Below are 22576 nucleotides of genomic sequence, written 5' to 3' on the forward strand. Positions count from 1 at the left end.
AGGGATCCCGACGCTGAGCCGCCTAGTTGGTGTGCGCTGGCGGTTAGCCGCTGTGGTCGATCAGGCGGGGTCGGCGGGTTCGACGGCGATGATTCGTTTGAGGTTGAACCAGCGTTCGTCTTCGCGGAGTCGGCACCACGCCAGTAGGGAGCCGTCGGTGAGTTCGATGTTGTCGATGGTCCGGTTGCTGGGGTTGCCGTCCCGGTTGACGTAGCTGATCGTCACTGGTTGGCGGTGGTCGATCGCGTAGGCCAGGATTCGCGCTTCGCTCGTCGTGAGATTGGTCGCGGACCGGCGTACCGCCTCCAGCGACGGTGTGAGCGGTATCAGCGTCTCGTCGGGAGCGGCGAGCAGCTTCCGTACGAGGTCGGCAGCCTCAGGGCGCGCGGCTGCCTGGCGCGGCTTGGCTGTCCGGCGCTTCGCAGGGCTCTTGGCGCGTGCCTGGTGGGGCGGGCTAGCGGATGCGCGGTGGTCGATCGCCCGTTCCACGATCGGGGTGCCGTCGTCGGCTTCGGCAACCGGTGCGTAGCCGGCGTTGCGGAGCGCGGAAAGGACATCCTGTAGCGGGGCAGCGGCGGCGAGCACCGTCGGGGCGAGCTGGCGCAGTCCGAGGGCTCGCAGCCGGCGGTCCGCGACGATTTCGTTCAGCAGGGCGGTGTCTTCACTGCGCAGGCAGCAGGCTACGGTGCTGGCCCGCACGGAGCCGTGTCGGCGGGCGACGTCGGCGACCAGGTAGCGCAGCGGTTGCGGCAGCTCACCGACCGCGATGTCGGCGAGTGCGTCGAGCAGGCTGCTGGCTGTGTGTCCGGCGTCGAGCGCGCGCCGCACGGTGGCCGGACTGAACCGCCACGTGCGCGCGACCCCGCGGGTTTCCGGATCGGCGGCCAGGTCGAGCAGCGCGCTCAACGTGGTGTCAGGGCTGCCGGTGACGACGGCGGTGAGGTCGGCCTGTAGCCGGGCGTGGTGCTGGGTGGTGCCGATGTCGCCGAGCACAGCGGTCAGGTCGTCGGCACCGCCGAGCAGTGCATGGCCAGCCGCAGTGACCACGCCCGCGCCGGTCACGCCCAGCAGAGCGGCTTCCTGCCAGCAGGCGACGGCCTGGTCTGGCGCGGTATCGGGATCGCCGAACGCGAGCGGCTGCCGCCAGATGACCAGGTCCGCCAAGGCTCGAGGGTCCTTGATGGTGGCGGCTTCCGGCTCCGACGCGGCGGCGATGACGGCGGCACGCAGTTCGACGGTGCCGGCATGAACCTCGCCGGGCGTGACCGCACCAGAGGCAGCCAGCGGCGCGGACGGCGATCGCCACCACGCACGCAGCAGCGTGGAAAGCTGATCGGCCGGCTCGTACCCTCGCCATCCGTCGTAGCCGGCCGTCGGCGCTGCATGCCCGTCCCCGAGCGACAGCAACCCGGCGTGCGCGGCGACCGACAACCCCAGCCGCAGGTCCGGCTCGGTGCAGCCGAGCACTTTCGCCAGCCGCTTCAGCTCGCGCAAGCCGACCCCGCCCGTGCGAAGCGTCGGCACGGGCTTCTTGCCCGCCGCCTCCAGAAGATCAGTGACCAGCCGGACCATCGCGGCGCCAGCGGCGGCCGCCGCGCGCGCCGTCGTTGCCGGATCAGCCGCCGACCGTTCGACCGATGGCGGCGCGGAGTCGAACGGTGCCGCGTACCCCGAGCCGCGTAGCGCCAGGGCGACCTCGGCCGGCATGGTCAGCTCGCCGCCCCACTCAGAGGTGCGCGCCAGCAGGCCGCGCGCGATCGCCCACGCTTGCGGTGTTTGCGACCGGCTGCCGTACGAGCTGTAGTAGAAGGGATCTGGCTCGACCTCGCCGCCGGCCGCGGCCTTCTCCAGCAGGTCGCGAGCGTCGGCCGGAGCACCAGCCACGAGGGCGAGTACCCGCTCGCCGTCACGGAGGCAGGCGAGCACCTGATCAAGGATGTCGGCCTTGCGCCCAGCCGGCCTGATACCCAAATGCCGGGCCATGGTGCGGAGCTGATCGGCGGTCCGGTACACCAGGCCGGCCGCGACCGGATCGCCCAGCCCGAGCGGACGCGGCCAAGCCGCCGCGGCGGCGGGCACGAGTCGCGGTGCGGCGTCATCCAGTACGAGCGCGTTGGCCCGGAGCGTGTCCAAAGCACGCGTCACGTCCGCCCGCCCGCTGGCCGTCCCGGCGCCGAGCAGCTGGTCCAAGACCGGCCGCTCAGCCCGGCCGCCGAGTGCCGCCAACGCCTCAGCGACCTGCAACGTCGGACGATCCAACCGGCGCAACGCGGCGACCGTCGCCGCCGGCGTCGCCAACCGCTCAGCCAGCTCGCTCAACGACACCGGCTGCGGTACCGCCAACCCCTCCGGCCGCCGACGCAGCAGATCCGTCAAGCCGTCCTCACCGAGGCGCCTCAACCAAGCCGCAGTGACCACGCCACCTCCGTCCGTTCTGGCACGGATGCACCCTAGCGGTCAGTTGCGGCTTTCCCTGACATGGCCGCATCGGCCTACCAGCACACCATCTCGTCGAGGCGGTAGGCGAGGGTCGACGCCCAAGACCGAAGGCTCCTAGCCAGTCATCGATGTACACGGCGGCACCGCTGTTGCGCTGACCTACCCGCACTTGGTTGTCGCCCATCCGCTTGCGGCCGCAAGGTCACAACGTACAAGCCAGCCTGGACGCCGTCGATGGACGTAGCGGTGGTGTTCGGTGTTCGGTATTGACCGAACACCGAACGATGTAGCAGGGCTTAGCCGAGTAGCCCAGCTCGGTCGAGTTCGTACGCGAGATCAAAGCCCGGACGCGGCAGAATACGAAACCCACTCTGACCGCCGCTGGTTACCCGCTGCCGGTACAGATGTCCAGATCTCGCCTCACACCGAGGGGCCGATGAGGCTCGGACGGAACGGTAGGACTCGTGCCCGGACCGGCCGTTCAACGTCGTCGGCTGTGGAACTTATGATCCCGTCGCACCAGCGCGACGATCTCCTGACATTTTTGTGGGTCGAGCGGGTAGGCGTACCGCTCGATCGCTTCCAACAGGTGCGCGGGGTGTGTCCCGACCGCACTCACGGTTAGGTTCTCGCATCTGCCAAGCACCGCTTGTTCGTGCATGATCATCACTGCGGTGCGGACCGAGATGTCGCCGCTTGTCACGGCTTGACACCACAGCGGATCACTCGTTTGCGACCGCTTGCCGCCCGTGTAGCGCGGCCCGGTCGGCCGCCGCCCGGCCCGAGGCCCAGCCCGCCCGATTGTTTGCGGCTGTCGCTTGCTGTGTCAGGTTAGGGAACTGCTTCTCGAAGGCGACCTGCACCGCGTCGTCGCGCGCAGCGAGCACGGGCAACAGATTGGCGGCGCCCGCCGACGCGGTCATCTCCCGGTCCACCTCCTCGGTGGCGGAGCTGAGCCGTTCACCGATCCGCGACGCGTACGCGGTCAGGAATGATTGTCGGAACGAGCGGGTCGTGTTGCGCCCGTTCTTGTCAACGTCCGGCTTGGCCTGCGTCATCGCCCTTGTCGCCTGAACGAGCAGCGAGGTGAATAGCAGTTCGGTCGACTCCAGGTCGGCCGGGAAGCCGACGATGCTGGTAAAGCCGAACCGCTTCATCCACACCGCCCGACAGCTGTTGGCCTCCGCGACGACCTGGAGCAGCAGTGTCTTCGGCGCCTCGTACGGATTGTCGATGCTCACCCGGCGGGTCGCTGGCTGGTCGCGTGCGCCCGTCCTCGCGACGAGCAGGGTGTGATCGATGCGGTGCCGCGCCATCAACTCCTGCGCCTTCGCTGTGAAGGCGTCGGCCTCTTCCGGGAAATCGGTCGACTCCGCCTTGGCCAGCAATGCCCGGACCCGAGTGATCAACCGCTGATCGAGGTCCGCGGGCGCTGTCACTGTGGTGGAGGAGGCAGCGCCTGGCATCGGGCCAACCTGCTCGATCGGCGGCAGCGTCGCGAGCAGATGAAGCACCTCGATCGCGGTGGCGATCATCCCGACCCGGTCGACGCTCTCGCGCTCGCCCCAGGCGGTCACATAGTGGTCGTCGTGCTCCCACCACACCTGCGCGTCAAGGGCAGTCAACTGCGACTGCCACCGCTGATCGACGGCCGCCCTGGAATAACTCCGCATCTGCGCCGCGATGGCGTCGACCACGATCTGGCTGTGCTGTGTGGTGTACTCGCGGCGGGCCACCCGTACCAGCTCGGCCGGCTGCCAGCCGCGCCGCCACGCGTGCTCGACCTCGCGAAGCAGACAGGCCAGCAAGGCACGGTTGACCACCTGGATGCCGACAGCACCACCAGGGCCAGCGGTCAGCAGAGCACGGCAGCGATCGAGCTCGGCAGTCTCTTTGCGGTCATGAGCGTGGATCGCCTGGTTGATGATCTGCTCGACGCTCTGACGCTGCGACGGAACGTGCGGCACGCCGAACAGACCCAATGGATCGTCAGGGCCCAACTTCCCGGTGGCCCGTCGACGCTGAGTCGCCTCTGCGGCCTTTCGCTTTGCTTTGTGCCGCTCACGGCTGTTCTTGCCCATCGGCCTCTGTCCCGACTCGACGACACAAACCCACAAGACGCTACCAACCAGGCCGTCAGCTCAGGCTCCCAGACGGGGGAACGTCTAACCCCAGCCGCGGAAGAGCAACGATGAGGGCGACCCGGCCGCGCTACTCGATCGCCTACCTCGCGTACAGGGCGCGTCTGGCACGCGTTTCTGGTGGGCCGGAGGCATCACCATGCGAACCAAGCCGCGACCATCGCCGGTGACCCGCTTCCCCTACGTTTGACCAGGTCACGGGACGAGGTGGTGCCCGATGACATCGACGCCGGACCGGCGGTCCTCCGCGCTGGCCGCACTCGGCAAGGACGACTCATTCGCCTACGCCATTCGCGAGGCACTCAGTGGCGGCGCGCGGCAGGCGGTTCGCCAGCGCCTCGTGATCGAGATGGTCGCGCAGCTCCACGACACGCTTAGCGACTACATGGTGTCCGAGAGGGAGGCGTACGAAACCTTCGTACGAACCGTCGCGCTGCTCACCGTCTTCCTCCCCGATGGGAGGAGCCGATGAACCCGCCCCAACACGACTGGGCGGTCCAAAAACGGACCTGCCTCACGGCGTCTGACGTCCATGTCCGCACCGGGGACGACGGACATCCAATTGCGGCGGGCAAAGTCCGGACGTCTTCGAGACCGCTGGAGGCCGGGGGATGAACATGACCCGGATCACCCGCAATGTAAGCACCGCAGCGGTGGCAACGATCGCAGCCTGGTCGTCCTGGAGCCACATGGTCCACGTCGCACTTCGGTTCGGCGAGCGGCCCGAGGTCGCCTATGTATTACCGCTATCTGTGGACGGCATGCTGATCGTGGCATCCACAGCGATGGTTGAGGACCGACGGCAGGGGCGGGCCGTGCGTTGGTCGGCCCGCGTCGCGTTCGCCGCTGGTGTCGCGGCCAGCGTGGCGGCCAACATAGCCGCTGCGCATCCATCGGCCGGCGCGCGGATCGTGGCCGCCTGGCCAGCCATCGCGCTACTGCTAGTCGTGGAGATCTTGTCCCGGGCACGCCGGCCGGATACGGCACACCAGGCGGACGCGGGCCTCGCGGACGCCGATCGCCCGGACACTCACCTCACCCCGCCAGCAGAGTCTGGTGCGCTGTTGGGCGAGGCAGCACATCTGGCCCCGGGCCAACGGCAGCAAGGGTTGCCCGCCCAAGGAAGTGCTCGTGTCCGGCCTGGCGTGACGCGGACGGCGGAGGTGGTGGCCCGGATACGCGCCGAACGTCCGAACGCGACATTCGCGGACATCGCCGCTGAGGCACGGGTGTCCGAACGACATGTCCGACGCTTGCTGAGATCCGATTCGAGCTGACGATCCTCCATAGCGCGAAGTCGAAGGTAGGTTACGGCCTACTCGCTGTGCTGCCGACCGACCAGCCAGCTCTCGAAGCCGCTAACCATCTCGCCCATAGAGCCGAGCCGGCCGGGGTCCTCGTTATACAGGTCAACGAGGCATCGCTCCCACAGGGAGTAGGCGGAGTCCAGTTCAGCTGGCACCTGCCGGAGTTGGCGCACGGCATCTTCGGCCCGCTTGACCTGCCCCGATCGCGCGGCCTCGCCCGCCTCGTCCCATAGCTGCTCGACGGAACCGAAAAGCTTGCGGATGTGGTCGGCGCAGCGACTCTCGCGGTCGCGAAGCAAGTCGATGAACTCGTCGTAGTCATCCTCGGCGGGCTTGGGAATGGCCGGTAGATCGTCTGGCGTCAGTCGAGGAATCTCGACTCCAACCGCTGGCGGGATCTCGGCGGACGCTCGGACGGCGTCAGCAGCGTCCGCGCAGAGGCTGGCAAGCTTCGAAAGGTCATCTACCTCGCCGCCAGCGATGAGCCCTGACAACGACTCGATGGCCTGCTTGACCTCGTCGTAACGGTAGTCGGCGAGGTAGCCATCAACCTCAAAGGCCAAGTCCGTAATCTGCCCGTACACGCCGCTGAGTTCGTCCTCGAGCGACTCAACCAGCTGCTCCCGCTCCTCGCCATCGTCTGCCCTGTCCGTGACGTCCACCATCTTCGCCCTCCACAGCGTTATATCGCCCCGTGCACGATAGGCGACTGGGCCGGCATATGCCGGCCCAGTCGTGACCTGCTACTGAGTCGGAATTCCGACGACTTCGACGTCGATACCGTCGCCTCGTAGACGCCGAGCAGCTCGATACAGGGCGACCTGCGAGAACGTGAAAAGCGTGTCGGCACTCAGGGTCTTTCCCGAGCCGAGCGCGATCGCGTATACGACCTTGCGGGGCTTGAACGTCGCGTCGATCTTGGCCTTGGGTTCGCGGGCGCGTACCACCGCGAGCAACCGTTCGCGTGCCTCGGGTTCGTGGAGAAGCGCGTCGACGGCCACTTCGCCTTGCATGAACAGGTGGCTGAGTGGAGCGGAGCGGTCACCACGCTTGACGTGAATCAGCTCGTTGTCCGGGCCGAGGAGGTCGCATGCCTCGATCCCAGGGCCGCGGTTGTGTTGGCGGGTCTTGAGGAACTGCTTGTCGAGCAGCACCAAGCCGCTCCCGGGACGACCAGCCCACCGGTTGTACGCGTCCTCATCGGCGAGATCACGGGTCCACGGTGGCAACGCAACAGTCGACGGTCCGGCGAGGATCTTCTCAATCTCCGACCGCAGGAGGTCGAGGTGACGCTCGCCGATCTCGTACCAGCGGCCCTCGTGGTAGATCATCCGGGCCGAACCGAATCCGATCTCAGCGGTGATCCACTTGTATGCCGCGACAGGCGGGCTGAGCAACTCGCGGCCGTCGGGATCGGCGCACATGCCGATGGTCCCCAGCTTCAACGCCTCCAGCCGCCGACCTGGCGGTCGGCTCAGTGCACACTCCAGAATCCTGTCGAGGTCGAGTTCCGGACGGTACATCCGCCGGTACGGCACCTTGATCACATAGGCCTGCGCCGCGGATTCGTGCTCGACTAGGGAGATCGGCACCGCAAGCCCGAGATTATCGGTGGCCTCCTCGCCCAGCATCTCGTCGAGGCGTTTGTCTAGTTCGTCGGTGCGGTCGCCCTTGCGCAACGGGCGGACCTGAGCGATGAAATCCAACTCGGGTGCGGGCGTATCGAGCGAGCAGACGCGGCTGATCTCCCGCAGGTCGTCGAGCAACCCGACTGGATCAGTGCTTACAGCTATCTGTAGGGAGTCCGCTGCGGCGACAGACACAGCCCTGGAGGTGCCGCGGGTGACGGTGAGCTGCTCATTGTTGAGCTTTCCGCAGAGCTGGCCGACGATCTCCCCCCAACCCTCGATGCCGTAGCGGCGAATGTGCTGGCCGCCGGGCACTAGGTTGCGGTCGACCCGTCCGGTGGAGGCGAGGACTCGACGGGTTACCCGCTTGATCCGATCTGGTTCGATCGCCCGGGTCGCGAACGTGATGCCGAATCCGGGGTCGACGCGATCCAGGTTGATCATGAAGCGGCCGAGGGTGCCGTAGGTCAGGGCGTACACCTCGCCGTCGACCACGACCAGCAACGCGCAGCCGGCACTGCTGTACCCAACGGTCACGGCGTCTCCGGTAAGCCCCGCGATGACAGGACACCAGTCGGCCGCAGGCTGGGGCACATCCCCGAGAACGATGAGCGCCGGCGCACCGGCGACCTCCGTCGAGATGACCGAGAAGTCGTGCTGCCGTAGATACCGCTGGTTCAGGCAGGCACGGAGATCCGTGAGGCCAAGGGCCTCGAGGTCCATCCGGTAGAGCGTGGTGCGGTATGTGGACGGAGGACGGGACGCCCTCGCGGTGTACCGCTGGCGAGGGGCGCGGTTTGAACGAGAGTTGAGTCGGTCTGGTGTGGTGTGAGTCGCAGCATCATTCATGGACTTGCCTTTCGCGGAGTGATCACTGGTCCGTCATGCGAAGGACCAGCGTCAAACGGTTCAGAAGAGGCCGGGGCAGGTCCCGCGTTCGCGGCGTGGTCCTTCCGGTGCCCGCTTTGGGCGCGTGCGCTGCCCGGTCTGGGCGGTAGTTGACCTGCTGGGCGGTTCTACGACAACAGACGAGGTGCAAATCCTGAAGCAAATCTCCGATAAGTCCCCTTATCAGTTTCATGCTCGGCTGAAAGACTTTGCGAAGGTTTACCGTTCTGAGGACCGTGCGGCCGAAGGGAGGAAGGGCGACCGTGGCTGAACCCACACTCACGCTTCGTGACATCGCTGCCCTAGCAGGCGTGCAGCGCGCCGTGGTGAGCATGTGGCGCCGGCGTCCGCGGGTCCGCGGGCAGCACATGCCGTTCCCTGATGCCGTGTCTACGACCGGCGCTGTGGAGCGCTTCCAGCGGGACGACGTCGTCGAGTGGCTTTCGCGTACGGGTAGGGGCAACAACGCCCAGCAACAGCTCGACGCCCCGGCATTGAGCGTCCCGGTAGGCGTGTCGCTGGAGGACCTAGTGACGCTGCTCTGCCTGTATGCGTACGGCGACACCGACCTCGGCGACCTGACCACGGCCGATCGGGAGAGCCTGGCGGAGCGCGGCGACCGCAGCGACAGATTCCTTCTGACCGAGGTCAGGCAGTTACGCGTTGACGACGAGGGCCTGCGCTTCATTGACGACTTGGTTGAGGCGTCCCGCGGTCTTCCCGAGGCGCTCGCGCGGCTGGAGGGCGGCCCGGCTGGTCGAGCCCTCGGCCGCCGGGAATTCACGGTGGAGGCCACGGCCCTGCTCAACGCCGTCATCCGAGCCGGCACCCTGTATCTCGATCCGGACGGCGTGCCGATCGTGTTGACAGGTGGTCCGCTGGGTCTCCCGCTGGCCGTAGGCTCCGATGCGCGCGAACTGGTTGTCGTCGGCAACGGACCGGCCGAGCGTGCGCTACGCCGTCGCGTGGCGATTCACGGCCTCGATGTTTCGGACGACGCGGTCCCGCCGCTGGTACGCGTACTGTCCGTGCTGGGCCAAGAGCTCGGCGCGGCCCTCGACAAGGTCGATGATTTGCTACTCGGCCTGGGCAAAAACGAGGTTGGAGTCGTGATCGGACCGGCGAGCGCGTTGTGTGAGCCGCTGCGTGGCGATGACGAGCGGTTCAGGGCAAAGATGCTCCGACCGGGACGACTCGTCGCCGCCGTACGCCTGCCGCGCGGGATGTGGCGGGAGGCGCACCGTCAGGCGCTCGGCATGTGGATCTGCACTGGCGACCGGACTACGGACCGACCGATGGTGGCCGACCTCGGGGCGTTCCCGCCTACAGACATGGCCGTGGAGGACGTGTCCGCGGACATTTCTGGGGCACTGTCCGGAGACAGTCGTCGCGCGTTCCGCTATCTCCGCGTCGCTGACCTGCCCGACATCCTGACCGGCTCACCAATCGTGCCGCAGGGGGCACGGGCACCCCACTTGAAAGCGTCCTCCGACGATCACTTGGACCGAGTGCAAGCCGCAGCGTTGGTCACGGTGGAATCCCAGCCCCCCTTGGACGTGCTGGTGACCGCGGCACCCGGAACGATGGTGCTGCGGCAAAGGTCGCTGGGCGAGCTGCGCGACGCCGGTCTGATGGAAGTCCATCGGGGCAGCCGGATCGACTCCGATGCCGGCGTAGCCGACGGCTCGGTTCTGGTCCTCAGCGCGGACGGCACGATGGATGGTGTAGTACTGGACCCGTTCGACGCCGCGCGCCTCTACCCACGGGCCAGCCGGACAGAGCCCGGCGACGTGGTTTTCGTCGGAGGCACGAGTCCGTGTGCCCGCGTTGACGAACGTGGTGGCGCTCTGGTGGCATCTCCATCTCGGATTTTGCGGTTGAGATCAGGAGCCGGTGTCGGCCCGCACACGATGGCTGCCATCATCAACTATCAATCGTCGACCAGGGAGTGGCCGACGTGGAGTGTCCCCCGTCTTGACTCTGACGCTGCCGAGGCGCTCGAAGCAGCGCTGGCTGATGCGTCCACCTACGGCGCGGCGCTGCGGGATCGGCAGGCCGCCCTGCATGATCTCATCACCGCCCTGATCGACGGCGTAGCCGCCGGCGCGGTGAGTGTTGTGCCCCGAAGCAGGCCCTAGGAAGGACGATAGATAATGCCACCGCGCAAGAGGCAGGAGCCGTCGGCGCCGTCGACAATGAAGGAGTTGAAGGACACTCTCTGGAAGGCCGCCGATCGCCTGCGTGGGTCCCTATCAGCCAGCCAGTACAAGGACGTCATCCTCGGTCTCGTCTTCCTCAAGTACGTCTCGGACGCGTACGACGAGCGCCGCGAGCATATCCGCGCGGAGCTTACCGCTGAAGGTATGGACGATAGCCAGATCGAAGAGCTGATCGACGACCCGGAGGAGTACCAGGGGTACGGAGTGTTCGTCGTCCCGCCTGCAGCACGCTGGGTGTTCCTGGCGGAGAATGCCAAGGGCAGGCCGGCGATCGGCGACGAGCCGGCCAAGACCATCGGGCAGCTCATCGACGAGGCGATGAGTGCCGTCATGGGCGCCAACCCAGCGTTGGTTGGCACGTTGCCCAGGCTGTACAACAAGGACAACATCGACCAGCGCCGCCTCGGCGAGCTGATCGACCTGTTCAACAGCGCCAAGTTCAGCCGCCAAGGCGAGCACCGGGCCCGGGACCTCATGGGCGAGGTGTACGAATACTTCCTCGGCAACTTCGCTCGGGCCGAAGGCAAGCGAGGCGGCGAGTTCTTCACTCCGCCAAGCGTGGTCAAGGTGATCGTCGAGGTCCTGGAACCGTCCCGCGGGCGCGTATACGACCCGTGCTGCGGGTCGGGTGGGATGTTTGTCCAGACCGAGAAGTTCATCTACGAGCACGACGGCGACCCAAAGGATGTCGCCATCTACGGTCAGGAGAGCATCGAGGAGACGTGGCGGATGGCGAAGATGAACCTCGCCATCCACGGCATCGATAACTCCGGCCTCGGGGCGCGGTGGGGTGACACCTTTGCTCGGGACCAGCACGCAGACATCCAGATGGACTACGTGATGGCAAACCCGCCCTTCAACATCAAGCACTGGACTCGCCGGGAAGACGACCCGCGCTGGCAGTTCGGAGTCCCACCGGCCAACAACGCCAACTATGCCTGGCTCCAGCACATCATCTCCAAGCTGAAGCCTGGCGGGAGCGCCGGTGTGGTCTTGGCGAACGGCTCTATGTCGTCAAATTCCAACGGCGAGGGCCAGATCCGCGCGCGAATCGTCGAGGCCGACTTAGTCTCGTGCATGGTGTCACTTCCCACGCAACTGTTTCGCAGTACGGGAATCCCGGTGTGCCTTTGGTTCTTCTCCAAAGACAAGAAAGCCGGCAAGAACGGCGGAGTGGACCGACGGGGTCAGGTGCTGTTCGTCGACGCACGCGAGCTCGGCTACATGGTTGACCGCGCCGAACGATCATTTTCGGACGAGGACATTGCGAAAATCGCCGACACTTACCACGCTTGGCGCGGCACCGACTCTGCCGCCCGCAAGCGCCTGACGTACCAAGACATCCCTGGCTTCTGCATGTCCGCCACACTGGCCGACGTCAAGGACGCTCAATATGCGCTTACCCCAGGTCGGTATGTTGGCGCAGTCCAAGCCACCGATGACGGCGAGCCAATCGACGAGAAGGTCGCGCGTCTGTCGAAGGAACTTCTCGGAGCATTCGACGAGTCAGCCCGCCTAGAGAAGGTCGTACGGGAGCAGCTGGAGCGCTTGTCATGACAAGGTTGATCCTCGACAATTTGTGCTCCGTGATCGTAGATTGCGCCCACAAAACCGCGCCATTGGACGAGTTCGGTGGATACTTCGCCGTTGGCACTCCGGCTATGCGCGGCAACGTCATTGACTATTCTGAGGCTAGGCGGATTAGTAAGTCGACATTCGACGACTGGACCGCGCGACTCCGTCCTCGGGTCGGCGATCTGTTGCTGGCCCGCGAGGCTCCGGTAGGTCCAGTTGTGCGGATTCCTCCTGCGGAGAACGTCGCTCCAGGTCAACGGACCGTGCTACTGCGCCCCAATCCTTCGGTCGTCGACTCTCGATTCCTCTATTACTATTTAATCTCTCCTGAGCGCCAGAGGGAACTACTCGCAAAAGCGTCTGGATCAACGGTTCCTCATCTCAACGTAGCTGACGTGAGGATCTTTCCCATGTCGGGTGTTCCTCATCTGTCAAAGCAGCACGCAATTGCCGACGTTCTCGGTGCGTTTGACGACAAGATCGCCGCCAATAAGCACGCCATAGCCTCCGCCCGAGAACTATCCGACGTTCGCTTTAGGCGCGCGCTGCAAAGTTATCCAGCGAGACGCACTACTCTGGGCGAACTGGTGGATCATGGAGTACTCGGACTGGGAGACGGATATCGCACCAAGCGATCGGAACATGGGACTCCCGGGCCTCGAATCCTCCGAGCGGCGGACGTTCGTGACTTCCGGATATTTCCGGACGGTGCAGAATACGTCTCCAACGACTACCGCACTCGAATCGGCGCAAAGGTCTCCAGGAGTGGCGACATCGTACTGACTACAAAAGGGACCGTGGGTAGAGTCGCAATCGTCCCGGCACGCATGGAAGAAGTTGTCTATAGCCCTCAGACATGCTACTTCCGAATCTTTAAGGAAGACGTTGTTGACTTCGGCTACCTGGCGGCGTGGTTCAACTCTCGCGATTTGGCAGATCAGCTTGCCATAGTCATGCACAAGAGCGACATGGCACCGTATGTCAATCTTCAAGATATTCGATCGCTTCGTGCCCCACTTCCCGAGATTTCGGTCCAGCGAGACGAGGGATCCTTCCAACGGTCTGCGATCGAAAGTATTCATGCTTTGTCCAGTGAGAACGATGCATTGGCAGGTGCCCGGGATGAGCTGTTGCCGTTGCTGCTGGCGGGCCGGATTGGTGTGCGGGACGCCGAGAAGGTTGTGGAGGAGGTGGTCTGAGTGGTGACGCAGTCGGGGGTCAGTGAGGCCCAGTGGGAGGCGATTGCGTTGGAGGCGCTGGCCGAGCAGGAGTGGCAGCCGCTGTCTGGCAGCGCGATCGCTCCCGGCGTCGACGGCGGCCGCACAGCCTGGTCGGACATTGTGCTGCCCAGCCGTATCTTGGCGAAGATGCGCGAGCTAAACCCGCATGTCCCGGGCGACTACCTGGCGCAGGCCCTGGCCGAGATCATTGAGCCGACGTCGCAGGACGCGGTCGCTGAGAACTACCGACTGCATCAGATCCTGACCAAGGGTTACCGGGGCATCAGCTACACAGACTCCGACGGTGTGGAGCAGAACCCGACCATTCGGCTGGTCAGTCATCTGCCGTGGGAGAATGAGTTTCTGGCTGTAAACCAGGTGACCGTGCGCTCGGTTGAAGTGGACCGCCGGTTCGACATGGTGCTGTACCTCAACGGGATGCCCGTAGCGATCGTCGAGCTAAAGCGGGCAGCCTCCGCGAAGGCCGACCTGGCTGCGGCTCATGCCCAGCTGGCCACGTACCTGCGAGAGTTTCCGATGGCGTTCCGGTTCGCGGTGGTGACGGTGATCAGCGACGGGATCACCGCGCGCTACGGCACCCCGTTCACCCCGCTGAACCACTACTCGCCCTGGAACGTCGACGACGACGGAAAGCCAGTACGGTTCGGCGAGGTGGTCGCCGGCGTACATCTGGGCACCGAGATTGAGTTCCTCATCGAAGGTGTCTTCAATCTGGAGCGGTTCCTCCAGCTTCAGCGTAACTTCACTGCCTTCGACGGCGGCGCTGAAGGGTATGCAAAGCGGATCGCCAAGCCTCATCAGTACTTCGCAGTCACCAAGGCTGTCGGGACGACTGTTTCGGCGGTGAACAGCGACGGCCGGGCGGGCGTGGTGTGGCATACGCAGGGATCCGGCAAGTCCATGGAGATGGAGCTGTACGTCCATCTCGCTGGCCAGCGCCCTGAGTTGCGGAACCCTACCTTCGTCGTGGTCACTGACCGCAAGGAGCTCGACGGGCAGTTGTTCGAGGGCTTCGCGCGTTCGCTGCTGCTGGCGGAGGATCCGGTCGCGGCAACAACTCGTGCCCAACTGCGCGGTGAGCTGACGGACCGAACCACCGGCGGCATCCTGTTCACGACGTTGCAGAAGTTCGGTCGTACCAAAGAGGAGCGTGAGGCCGGCGCGGACCATCCATTGTTGTCGGAGCGGCGCAACATCATCGTCATCGCCGACGAGGCGCACCGCAGCCACTACGACGACCTGGACGGGTACGCCCGGCATATTCGCGACGCCTTGCCGAACGCCTCGTTCATCGCCTTTACCGGCACGCCGATCTCGTTCGAGGACCGCAACACGCAGGAGGTCTTCGGGCCGGTCATCGACACGTACGACCTGACCCGGGCGGTGAAGGACGGCGCAACGGTGCCGGTGTACTTCGAGCCACGCCTGATCAGGGTTGAGCTGACGCGGGGCGTCAGCGAAGCGGACCTGGATCGCGCTGCCGACGAGGCCACCATCGGGCTCGACGAGGTGGAGCGCGCCCGGATCGAGAAGTCCGTCGCCGTCATCAACGCGATGTACGGCGCCCCGGACCGACTTCGGGCCCTCGCGGAAGATGTCGTGGAACACTGGGAAAACCGGGCAGGGCAGCTAGTCAAGTTCATCAATACTCCGGGTAAGGCCCTCGTCGTCTGTGGCACCCGCGAGATCTGCGCCAACCTGTACGAGGAGATCGTCAGGCTGCGGCACGACTGGCACAGCGCTGCCCTCGATCGGGGAAAGATAAAGGTGGTCTACTCAGGCACGGCGCAGGACGAGCCGCCGATCTCCAACCACGTGCGCCGGTCTGCGGAGAACAAGGTGATCCAGCAGCGGCTGCGCGATCCCGATGACGAGCTTGAGCTCGTCATCGTCAAGGACATGATGCTGACCGGTTTCGACGCCCCGCCACTGCACACGCTCTACCTCGACCGGCCACTCAAAGGCGCCTTGCTAATGCAGACCCTCGCCCGGGTCAACCGAACCTTCCGCGGCAAGCCCGACGGCCTCCTGGTGGCGTACGCACCACTCATCGACAATCTAACCAGGGCGTTGGCCGAGTACACCGCTGACGACCAGGCCGCCAAGCCCGTCGGCAAGGACATCGATGAGGCCGTGGCGCTGGCCTCCACGCTGATGGCCGGACTCGATGAGGTATGTGCCGGCTTCGACTGGCGTTCTCGCCTCGACGGCGGGCCGAGGAGCTGGATCCAAGCTGCGGTGGGCCTCACCAACTACCTGCGTTCCCCGCAGACCCCCGGCAACCAGGTCGGAGAAGGCGAGGAGAGCCTCGGCGACAGATTTCGCAAGCTGTCCAACCAACTCGCCCGTGCCTGGGCGCTCTCCTCCGGCAGCGAAACCTTCGGCGACCTGCGGCGCCGAGACGCGAAGTTCTACGAAGAGGTTCGGGTGTGGATGGGCAAGTTCGACGCCCAGGAACGCCAAGCCGCAGGCAAGCCCGTACCCGAGGAGATCCAGCGGATGCTTTCGGCGCTGGTGGCGTCGTCGACGGCCTCCGGCGAGATCATCGACATCTACGAGGCAGCCGGCATTCCTAGGCCAAGCCTCGGCGACCTCAGCATCGAGTTCCAGGCCAAGGCGCAAGCAGCGACGAACCCGCACCTGGCGATCGAAGCGTTACGTGCACTCCTCGTCGAGGAGTCCACCAGGGTGACCCGACACAACCTGGTACGACAGCGCGCGTTCTCAGAGCGGATCGCCGAGCTGATGCGCAAATACACCAACCAACAGCTCACCTCAGCCGAGGTCATCGCCGAACTGATCTCACTCGCCAAGGAGGTAGCCGCCGAAGGTAACCGCGGCGCCCAGTTCACTCCACCGCTATCCGACGACGAGCTGGCGTTCTATGACGCGGTCAGCGCCAACGAGTCTGCGGTTCGGTTGCAGGGGGAGGACGTGCTCGCGCAGATAGCTCGCGACCTGGTCGGGATCATGCAGCGCGACGTGAAGACTGACTGGACGGTGCGCGACGACGTGCGCGCCAAGCTGCGATCGTCGATCAAACGGCTCTTGGTACGGCACAAGTACCCGCCGGACAAGCAACCTGAGGCGATCCGGCTGGTAATCGAGCAGATGGAGGCGATGGCGCCGCACTACGTCGCCCGGCGAGCTTCGGCCTAAGCAACCTGCAAGTCGCGCGGGCGCACGGCACGGCGAGGTCGCCGAAGGCGGTCAAACCTTGCTGAGGGATCCACTCGCTGTCGCGGCGATGAAGCCGGCCCACTGCCCACTGGTGAAGATTAGCGCCGGTCCGGCGGGGTCTTTGGAGTCGCGTACTGCGACGCCGTCCGGCAGGTTGGCGACCTCGACGCAGCCACCGTTGTCCTGCGATCTTGTGCTCTTGCGCCAGATGGCGTGGGACAGGTCGGAGGTCACCGTTCGCTCCTTCCCGACTACTCGTATCGGCGGGCCACCGCAGCGATCCGGTCGTGCGACTCCTGCCTGCTGAGCGCGGACGCGGACATGTGGTTGTAAGCCACGCTACACCGGCGGAGGTCGTCCTCCCTTTCCAGATAGAGGTTGCCGGCTTGGCCCTCGACGTAGACGACAGGCGTGTGCATGTGCTCTTCGAACTCGAAGATGGTCATCGCGCCGAGCGTGCCTGGGTAGCCGCCGCTCTCGAACGGGACCACCTGGACGGTGACCGACGGCGGCGGTTCCAGGAGGTGCTTGAGCTGCGTGCACATCACCTGAGGTCCGCCGATCTGCCGGTGTAGGACGGCCTCGTCGAGGATGACCGATATCTCGGGTGGGTCCTCAGCGAAGACCATCTCCTGCCGTTGCATGCGGATGCGTACCTGGCGCTCGCGCTGCTCCTGGTCGGAGGTGAGGGAGACGGTGCCGGCGATGGCTCGCGCGTAGTCCTCAGTCTGGAGGAGGCCGTGTACGACCATCGGCTCGAAGACCTTGATCCTGGTGGCCGCGCTCTCTAGGCCGAGAAAGGTCGCGAACGGGGTCGGCACGGCTCCGAACCTCGACCACCAGCCACGCTGCTTGCCGAGCCTTTGTAGCTCGAACAGTTCCTCGCGCATCTGTTCATCGGTCAGGTTGTACGCGCTCAGCATGGCCTCCAGTTCGGCCTTGACCACGCCAACCTCGCCGGCCTCGACCTTCTGGATCTTGCTGACGGAGCAGCCGAGGCGTTCGGCTATCTGACGCTGCGATACCCGAGCCCGGTCGCGGAGGCGGCTCAACTGCTCGCCGAGCTGCCACCTGGGGATGGTTGGACCGATCGGCCTTGGCATGCCGCCCTCCCATGACGCCGCCTACGCCGCTCGCTCGCCGCGTCCTCGCCTGCGCGCGGCGTACCCGGACGGGTCGCTCGCCAGCTGGGGCTGCGAACTTACGGCAGAACATTGACACCCCGATCCTAGAATGCGATCGTGAATCGAAGAATATATTCGCAAGCCTACTGAGGGCCTGGGGATAGACCCAGGCGCCGCCGGACGAGGGGGTGCCGTGATCCTCACGAGTCAGCTGCCGATATGGCCTGTCATAACCGCGAAGGCCGCGAGCTTGCGAGGCCTGATCTTCTGCGCGGCATGCGGGCTGCCGCTCCACCCGATGCGGCTCCCAGAGGGCCGCCGGGCGTACCGGGGTGTCTGCGGCTGCCGGCTGGGACCGGTGGATGCCGACACCGTCGAGCGGCTTGTTGCTGACGCAGCCGAGAGGGAGGTCCCAGCGGTGTTCGGCGGAGTTCCCGCTGGGCAGCGGGCCGTCATTGTCCGCCGCTCTGTCGCTGCAATCCGGCTCGGCGGGACTGTCGACGACCTCTCGATCGTCTGGCGGACCTGAAGACTCTGGCCGCCGTCGCTGCCGGAGGGCGCGGCGGCGGGCAGACAGGCATCCGATCCCCCTGCGAAGGAGTGCCCTGGTGTCCACCACACAGCCCCTCGGCGCCGACCGGCTCGTGTCAGCGCAGTCTCGAACGGCGGCCTGGGCTGGGCGCACGAGCGGCAACCGCTGCGGAGGTGGACGTGGCCACGAAAGCTAACGGCTCAAAAGGCTCGCTGCGGGCACGGTGGCTGGGCGAACAGATGCGCCAGCTTCGGCAGGCGCGCGGCCTGAGCTTGCAGCACGCAGCCGCCATAGCAGGCGTCCACTACGCCGACGCGAGGGACTATGAGAACGGCGGGCAGGTCCTCGACCACCGCCATACGGCCCGGCTCCTGCACCTGTATCAGGTACAGGAGCCCCACCAGTACGGGCGACTGCTCCAGCTTGCTCGGCACGCGGGGAAGTCGGCTGGCAACCCAGGCGGGCCGCGCCACGATCCAGCCATGTTGGACTGGCTTTGGCTTGAGACGCAGGCGAGCCGGATCCGCTGCCACGACGCCGTCCTGGTGCCGGGCCTGCTGCAGACACCGCAGTACGCAGTAGCAGCCAAGCAACCTGAACGCCCCGTGTCCGCCACGCAATCGCTCCTGGAGAACCTCACCGGCGGCCTGCACGCCGTCGTTGACGAGTCGGTGCTGCGCCGGCTGGTGGGCGGCGCCGACGTACTGCGGCATCAGCTACTGCGCTTGGCCGAGGCCATCCGCGCCCCGAACGTCCACATCCAGGTACGCGTCACGCCGACGCCGAGCCGCGAGCTGAACGGCACGGACTGCTCGTTCGCTGTGTTCGACGTGCCCGGTCCGTACACCGCCGTCGCGGCGGTGACGCACAGCGCCTCTGGGCCTGTGGTCCATGAGGGACGCCCTGCCCGCCAGTATGCCGCCGCGTTCGACCAACTCGCCGCTGCTGCCCTGGACACCCGTGCGTCCGCCCAGTTGATCACCAGCCTAGCCAGACAAACTCCGTAACCAGCCGAAAGGAACTGCACCCCGATGCCCAGCAAGCGAGAACAGTTCGCGCAGACGATTCGCGCCCAGTATCTGGGCGAACGGATGCGCCAGCTGCGGGAGGAACGTGGCCTGGTCCTCAAGTACATCGCCGGGTACCTCGGCGTGGAGTTCAGCACGCTCGCCCGCTACGAGAGGGCGGAGTGGCCGTTCCGCAAGGAGCATGTGAGCGCCCTACTCGACGTGTACGGCGTGCACGACGAGGACGAGCGGGACGAGCTGATCTCGATGGCGCGCGATGCGTGGCGGTTGGACCAGTGGGAGAAGGACGACGCGCCCCGCAACGCGCAGGACGCCGCGCGGCAGGTGATCGACCCCTGGTGGGTGCAGTCCCGGGCCGAGGAGCTGTGCGTATACGCCACCGTCCTCATCCCCGAGCTGCTGCGAGGCCGCGACTACGCCGAGGCTGTCATCCAGCACAGCCTCGGCGGCCAGCCGTCCATGGCGAAGGTCGACATGCTGATACGCCAGCACCTGCACCGGCAGCAGATTCTGGACAACAAGCCGCCCACTCGACTGACCGCGATCATCGACGAGGCCGTCCTGTACCGACCCGCCGGCAGTAGGGCCATCCTCCAAGCCCAGCTAGAACACCTGACCAGAGCCGTCGAACGACCTCACGTCAACCTGCGAGTCCTTCCGACGAACGGCGGTCTGCACGACGGCGTCGACGGTGCCTTCACGGTGTGCCGCATGCGGGCCCCCTACCCGACGGTCGCCGTACTCACCCACCTGGGCGGCCGGATGGTGATCGAAGGCGCCACCGCCGACCGGTACGAGACCGCATTCGGCGAACTCGGCAAGGCTGCCCTCAGCCCCACCGACTCCATAGACCTCATCGAACAGACTGCCTGCCAACTCGGCGCTGGCGCCGAACTTCCCGCCACCAAACCGGAGGTGTCGGAGTGACGATCAGCCCCAACGCCGAGGTCTCCCGCAGCCTCACGGTCGCCGCGCATCGCATCGCGGCCTACGCCGACGAGCACGACATCCCCATCGCTAGGCCCAACGCCGCCCGGCCAGTCAGCGGATAGCCGAACAACGCTCGCGCCCGTCCAGCCTGACATCGCACCCAATTTGCCGGACGGCTGGATATCGCCGCGCTAAATCTGGAGCCGCCATGCTGTACGCCGATCCAGCCGCACTGTTCGCTGGTACCGCCCACACCTACCTGCGGTACCGGATCGCGCATCCACCGTCCTTCATGGACCATCTCGCCCGCCTCACGCCAGCCGGCACGGTCCTGGATCTGGGTTGCGGCCCCGGCTCGGTCGCTCTGGCGCTCGCCGAGCGGGGCCGTGATGTCATCGCAGTCGACGCCAGCCCGGACATGATCGAGGCCGCGCGCTCCACCGCCGCAGACCGGCTACTCAGCGCCCCTGTGGACTGGCGGGTTGGCGACGTGCACGCCCTGTCCGGCCTACCCACCGTGGCCGGTGTGAGCATCGGCGACGCGTTCCACTGGTTCGACCGCGAGGCCGTCCTGCACCAACTCGACCGGCTCGTCGTCGCCGGCGGGTTCGTCGCCGTGGTCATGTCCTTCACCACCGGCACGCCAAAGCCGTGGTGGTATCCCCTCGTCGACCGAGTCATCCATCGCCATCTCGGCCCGGCCCGGTTCGCAGGTCCTGGCGCGCTCTACCGGGAACCGGCTGGTGGAGACCACGAAACCGTGCTGCGTGCCTCCGCCTTTAACCACCTCACCGTTACCCGCGCCGACCAACGCGTCCGCCTGGACCTGGAACAGGTAATCGGCAACCAGTACACCCAGGCGTACACGTCGCCGCCCGTGCTCGGCGACCGGTTCGACGCCTTCGACCAAGACCTGCGGGCGCTACTGGCGGCCGCGGAGCCATCCGGCGTCTTCATCACCACGACCCAGCCCGGCTTGATCATCGCCCGTCGCGGGGAGGACCTATGAACATCACCGTCATCGGCACCGGACGCCTCGGCGCTCCGTACGCCGCCGGCATGGCCAGCCTCGGCCACCACGTGCTCGGTGTCGACGCCAACCCGGACACCGTCGCCGCACTCCAGACAGGCAAGGCACCCTTCGCCGAGCCAGGACTGGCCGAGGCGATCACCAACGGTGCGGCTACCGGCCACCTCACCTTCACCGGCTCCTACGCAGAGGCGGCCAGACACGCCACCGTGCACTTCATCGCCGTCCCGACGCCGCAGCGCACTGGCAGCAACCACCACGACCTATCCGACGTGTACGCCGCCGCCGACACGCTCGCCGGCGTCATCGACAAGAACAGCCTCATCGTGGTCAAGTCCTCCGTCCCCGCCGGCACCTGCGATCAGATCGCCACACGCATCGCACAGCGGGCGCCGTCCGGAGTGCGGATCGAGGTAGCGGCATCACCCGACTTCATGCGCGAAGGCTGCTCCATCGCCGACGTACGCCGGCCCAGCCGCATCGTCCTCGGCGTCCAGCCCGGCGGCGCTGCCGAACCGATCCTTCGTGACCTATGGGCACCATGTCTGGCCGACGGGGTGCCGCTGGTCGTCACCGACCTGAAAACGGCTGAACTGTGCAAGCTGGCCGCCAACGCCTTCCTGGCCACCCGCATCTCCTTCGTCAACGCCCTGGCCATGTTCAGCGACGCCGCCGGTGCGAACATCGATGACCTCGCCGAAGTCATCGGCCGCGACACCCGCATCGGCCGGCACTACCTCGCGCCCGGCCTCGGCTTCGGCGGCTCCTGCCTCAGTAAGGACATCCGCGGGTTCGTCGCCCTCGCCACCGACCTCGGCGTTGGCCACTCGCTCGAGTTCCTCACCGCCGTCGACGACATCAACCAGGCCCGCCGCGGCCAAGCCGTCGACCTGGCGGTCAAAGCCCTCGGCGGTGACCCCGACGGCCAGCCCATCGCCGTGTGGGGAGCAGCGTTCAAGCCCGGCATCGACGACATTCGCGACTCGCCCGCCCTCGACGTCGCCGCCTGCCTACATGAGGCTGGCGCCCACGTCACCGTCTACGACCCGCTGGCCATCTCGCACGCCCGCGTCGAGCATCCCGAGCTGACCTACGCCACAGACGCCGTCGCAGCGGTCGATGGCGCTCGAGTGCTGCTCCATCTCACCGCGTGGTCAGAGTTCGCGGCCATCGACCCAGCCACCCTCACACCTGGCCCGATCCCCACCCTCGTCGACGCCCGCCCGGGCCTCGACCGCGACCTCTGGCGCGCCGCCGGCTGGACCGTCTCGGTCCTCTGACGAACGCCGCCACTGCCTTCTCGACGTTCGACCC

The 22576-nt window shown here is 66.3% G+C and carries 18 protein-coding genes; 11 read left to right on the forward strand and 7 right to left on the reverse strand.

Annotated features, from left to right (window positions below; all coding sequences use genetic code 11):
* Positions 1-60: 60 nt before the first annotated feature.
* The 3 genes from Pflav_RS34470 to Pflav_RS34480 all read right to left on the reverse strand — a co-directional run bounded on the left by Pflav_RS34470 (position 61) and on the right by Pflav_RS34480 (position 4520).
* On the reverse strand, positions 61-2376 hold the full coding sequence (locus Pflav_RS34470; protein ID WP_173040909.1) for a helicase-associated domain-containing protein: 2316 nt from the start codon (positions 2374-2376) through the stop codon (positions 61-63).
* Positions 2377-2920: 544 nt separating this feature from the next.
* A complete protein-coding gene (locus tag Pflav_RS34475) occupies positions 2921-3142 on the reverse strand; it encodes a hypothetical protein (RefSeq protein WP_173040910.1) in 222 nt (73 codons plus the stop codon).
* 19 nt (positions 3143-3161) lie between these two features.
* The gene (locus tag Pflav_RS34480) at positions 3162-4520 is read right to left on the reverse strand and encodes a DUF2786 domain-containing protein (RefSeq protein WP_173040911.1); all 1359 of its coding nucleotides are present in this window, start codon (positions 4518-4520) and stop codon (positions 3162-3164) included.
* 277 nt (positions 4521-4797) lie between these two features.
* On the opposite strand from Pflav_RS34480, the gene Pflav_RS34485 reads away from it, so the two are divergent.
* Together Pflav_RS34485 and Pflav_RS34490 are read left to right on the forward strand one after the other, a co-directional pair.
* Positions 4798-5052, forward strand: a complete 255-nt coding sequence (locus Pflav_RS34485) for a hypothetical protein (RefSeq protein ID WP_173040912.1) — start codon at positions 4798-4800, stop codon at positions 5050-5052.
* A gap of 139 nt (positions 5053-5191) precedes the next feature.
* On the forward strand, positions 5192-5857 hold the full coding sequence (locus Pflav_RS34490; RefSeq protein ID WP_173040913.1) for a DUF2637 domain-containing protein: 666 nt from the start codon (positions 5192-5194) through the stop codon (positions 5855-5857).
* A gap of 38 nt (positions 5858-5895) precedes the next feature.
* Here Pflav_RS34490 and Pflav_RS34495 read toward each other — a convergent pair whose 3' ends face one another.
* Positions 5896-6552, reverse strand: coding sequence for a hypothetical protein (locus tag Pflav_RS34495; protein ID WP_173040914.1), 657 nt, complete (start codon positions 6550-6552; stop codon positions 5896-5898).
* 78 nt (positions 6553-6630) lie between these two features.
* The gene (locus Pflav_RS34500; protein ID WP_173040915.1) at positions 6631-8238 is read right to left on the reverse strand and encodes a DUF6119 family protein; all 1608 of its coding nucleotides are present in this window, start codon (positions 8236-8238) and stop codon (positions 6631-6633) included.
* A gap of 569 nt (positions 8239-8807) precedes the next feature.
* Here Pflav_RS34500 and Pflav_RS34505 point away from each other — a divergent pair.
* From Pflav_RS34505 to Pflav_RS34520, 4 genes are read left to right on the forward strand one after another with little or no spacing between them, the layout of a single operon-like run.
* Complete coding sequence (locus Pflav_RS34505; protein ID WP_197938807.1) at positions 8808-10541, forward strand: hypothetical protein; 1734 nt, start codon at positions 8808-8810, stop codon at positions 10539-10541.
* 57 nt (positions 10542-10598) lie between these two features.
* Positions 10599-12179: a class I SAM-dependent DNA methyltransferase gene (locus Pflav_RS34510; protein ID WP_232072245.1), complete on the forward strand. Its 1581-nt coding sequence runs from the start codon at positions 10599-10601 to the stop codon at positions 12177-12179.
* The gene (locus Pflav_RS34515) at positions 12176-13396 is read left to right on the forward strand and encodes a restriction endonuclease subunit S (RefSeq protein WP_173040917.1); all 1221 of its coding nucleotides are present in this window, start codon (positions 12176-12178) and stop codon (positions 13394-13396) included. The genes Pflav_RS34510 and Pflav_RS34515 overlap by 4 nt, the downstream gene beginning before the upstream one ends.
* The gene (locus Pflav_RS34520; RefSeq protein ID WP_173040918.1) at positions 13397-16597 is read left to right on the forward strand and encodes a type I restriction endonuclease subunit R; all 3201 of its coding nucleotides are present in this window, start codon (positions 13397-13399) and stop codon (positions 16595-16597) included.
* 51 nt (positions 16598-16648) lie between these two features.
* Here Pflav_RS34520 and Pflav_RS34525 read toward each other — a convergent pair whose 3' ends face one another.
* A complete protein-coding gene (locus tag Pflav_RS34525; protein ID WP_173040919.1) occupies positions 16649-16852 on the reverse strand; it encodes a DUF397 domain-containing protein in 204 nt (67 codons plus the stop codon).
* Between the two features lie 17 nt (positions 16853-16869).
* Entirely contained in the window at positions 16870-17721 is an 852-nt protein-coding gene (locus Pflav_RS34530; protein ID WP_173040920.1) for a helix-turn-helix domain-containing protein, read from the reverse strand.
* Positions 17722-18453: 732 nt separating this feature from the next.
* Between Pflav_RS34530 and Pflav_RS34535 the strand changes: the two genes are divergently transcribed.
* The 5 genes from Pflav_RS34535 (at position 18454) to Pflav_RS34550 (ending at position 22542) form a co-directional block, all read left to right on the forward strand.
* Entirely contained in the window at positions 18454-19281 is an 828-nt protein-coding gene (locus Pflav_RS34535) for a helix-turn-helix domain-containing protein (RefSeq protein ID WP_173040921.1), read from the forward strand.
* A gap of 24 nt (positions 19282-19305) precedes the next feature.
* Positions 19306-20229 (forward strand): helix-turn-helix domain-containing protein, encoded by a 924-nt coding sequence (locus tag Pflav_RS34540; RefSeq protein WP_173040922.1) that lies wholly within the window; start codon positions 19306-19308, stop codon positions 20227-20229.
* Positions 20226-20354, forward strand: coding sequence for a hypothetical protein (locus Pflav_RS47685; protein WP_269474565.1), 129 nt, complete (start codon positions 20226-20228; stop codon positions 20352-20354). The genes Pflav_RS34540 and Pflav_RS47685 overlap by 4 nt, the downstream gene beginning before the upstream one ends.
* 86 nt (positions 20355-20440) lie before the next feature.
* Complete coding sequence (locus Pflav_RS34545; protein ID WP_173040923.1) at positions 20441-21241, forward strand: class I SAM-dependent methyltransferase; 801 nt, start codon at positions 20441-20443, stop codon at positions 21239-21241.
* On the forward strand, positions 21238-22542 hold the full coding sequence (locus Pflav_RS34550; RefSeq protein WP_173040924.1) for a UDP-glucose dehydrogenase family protein: 1305 nt from the start codon (positions 21238-21240) through the stop codon (positions 22540-22542). Before Pflav_RS34545 ends, Pflav_RS34550 begins: the two co-directional genes overlap by 4 nt.
* Positions 22543-22576 lie beyond the last annotated feature (34 nt).

This window comes from Phytohabitans flavus, assembly GCF_011764545.1.
GTDB classification, from domain to species: Bacteria; Actinomycetota; Actinomycetes; order Mycobacteriales; family Micromonosporaceae; genus Phytohabitans; species Phytohabitans flavus.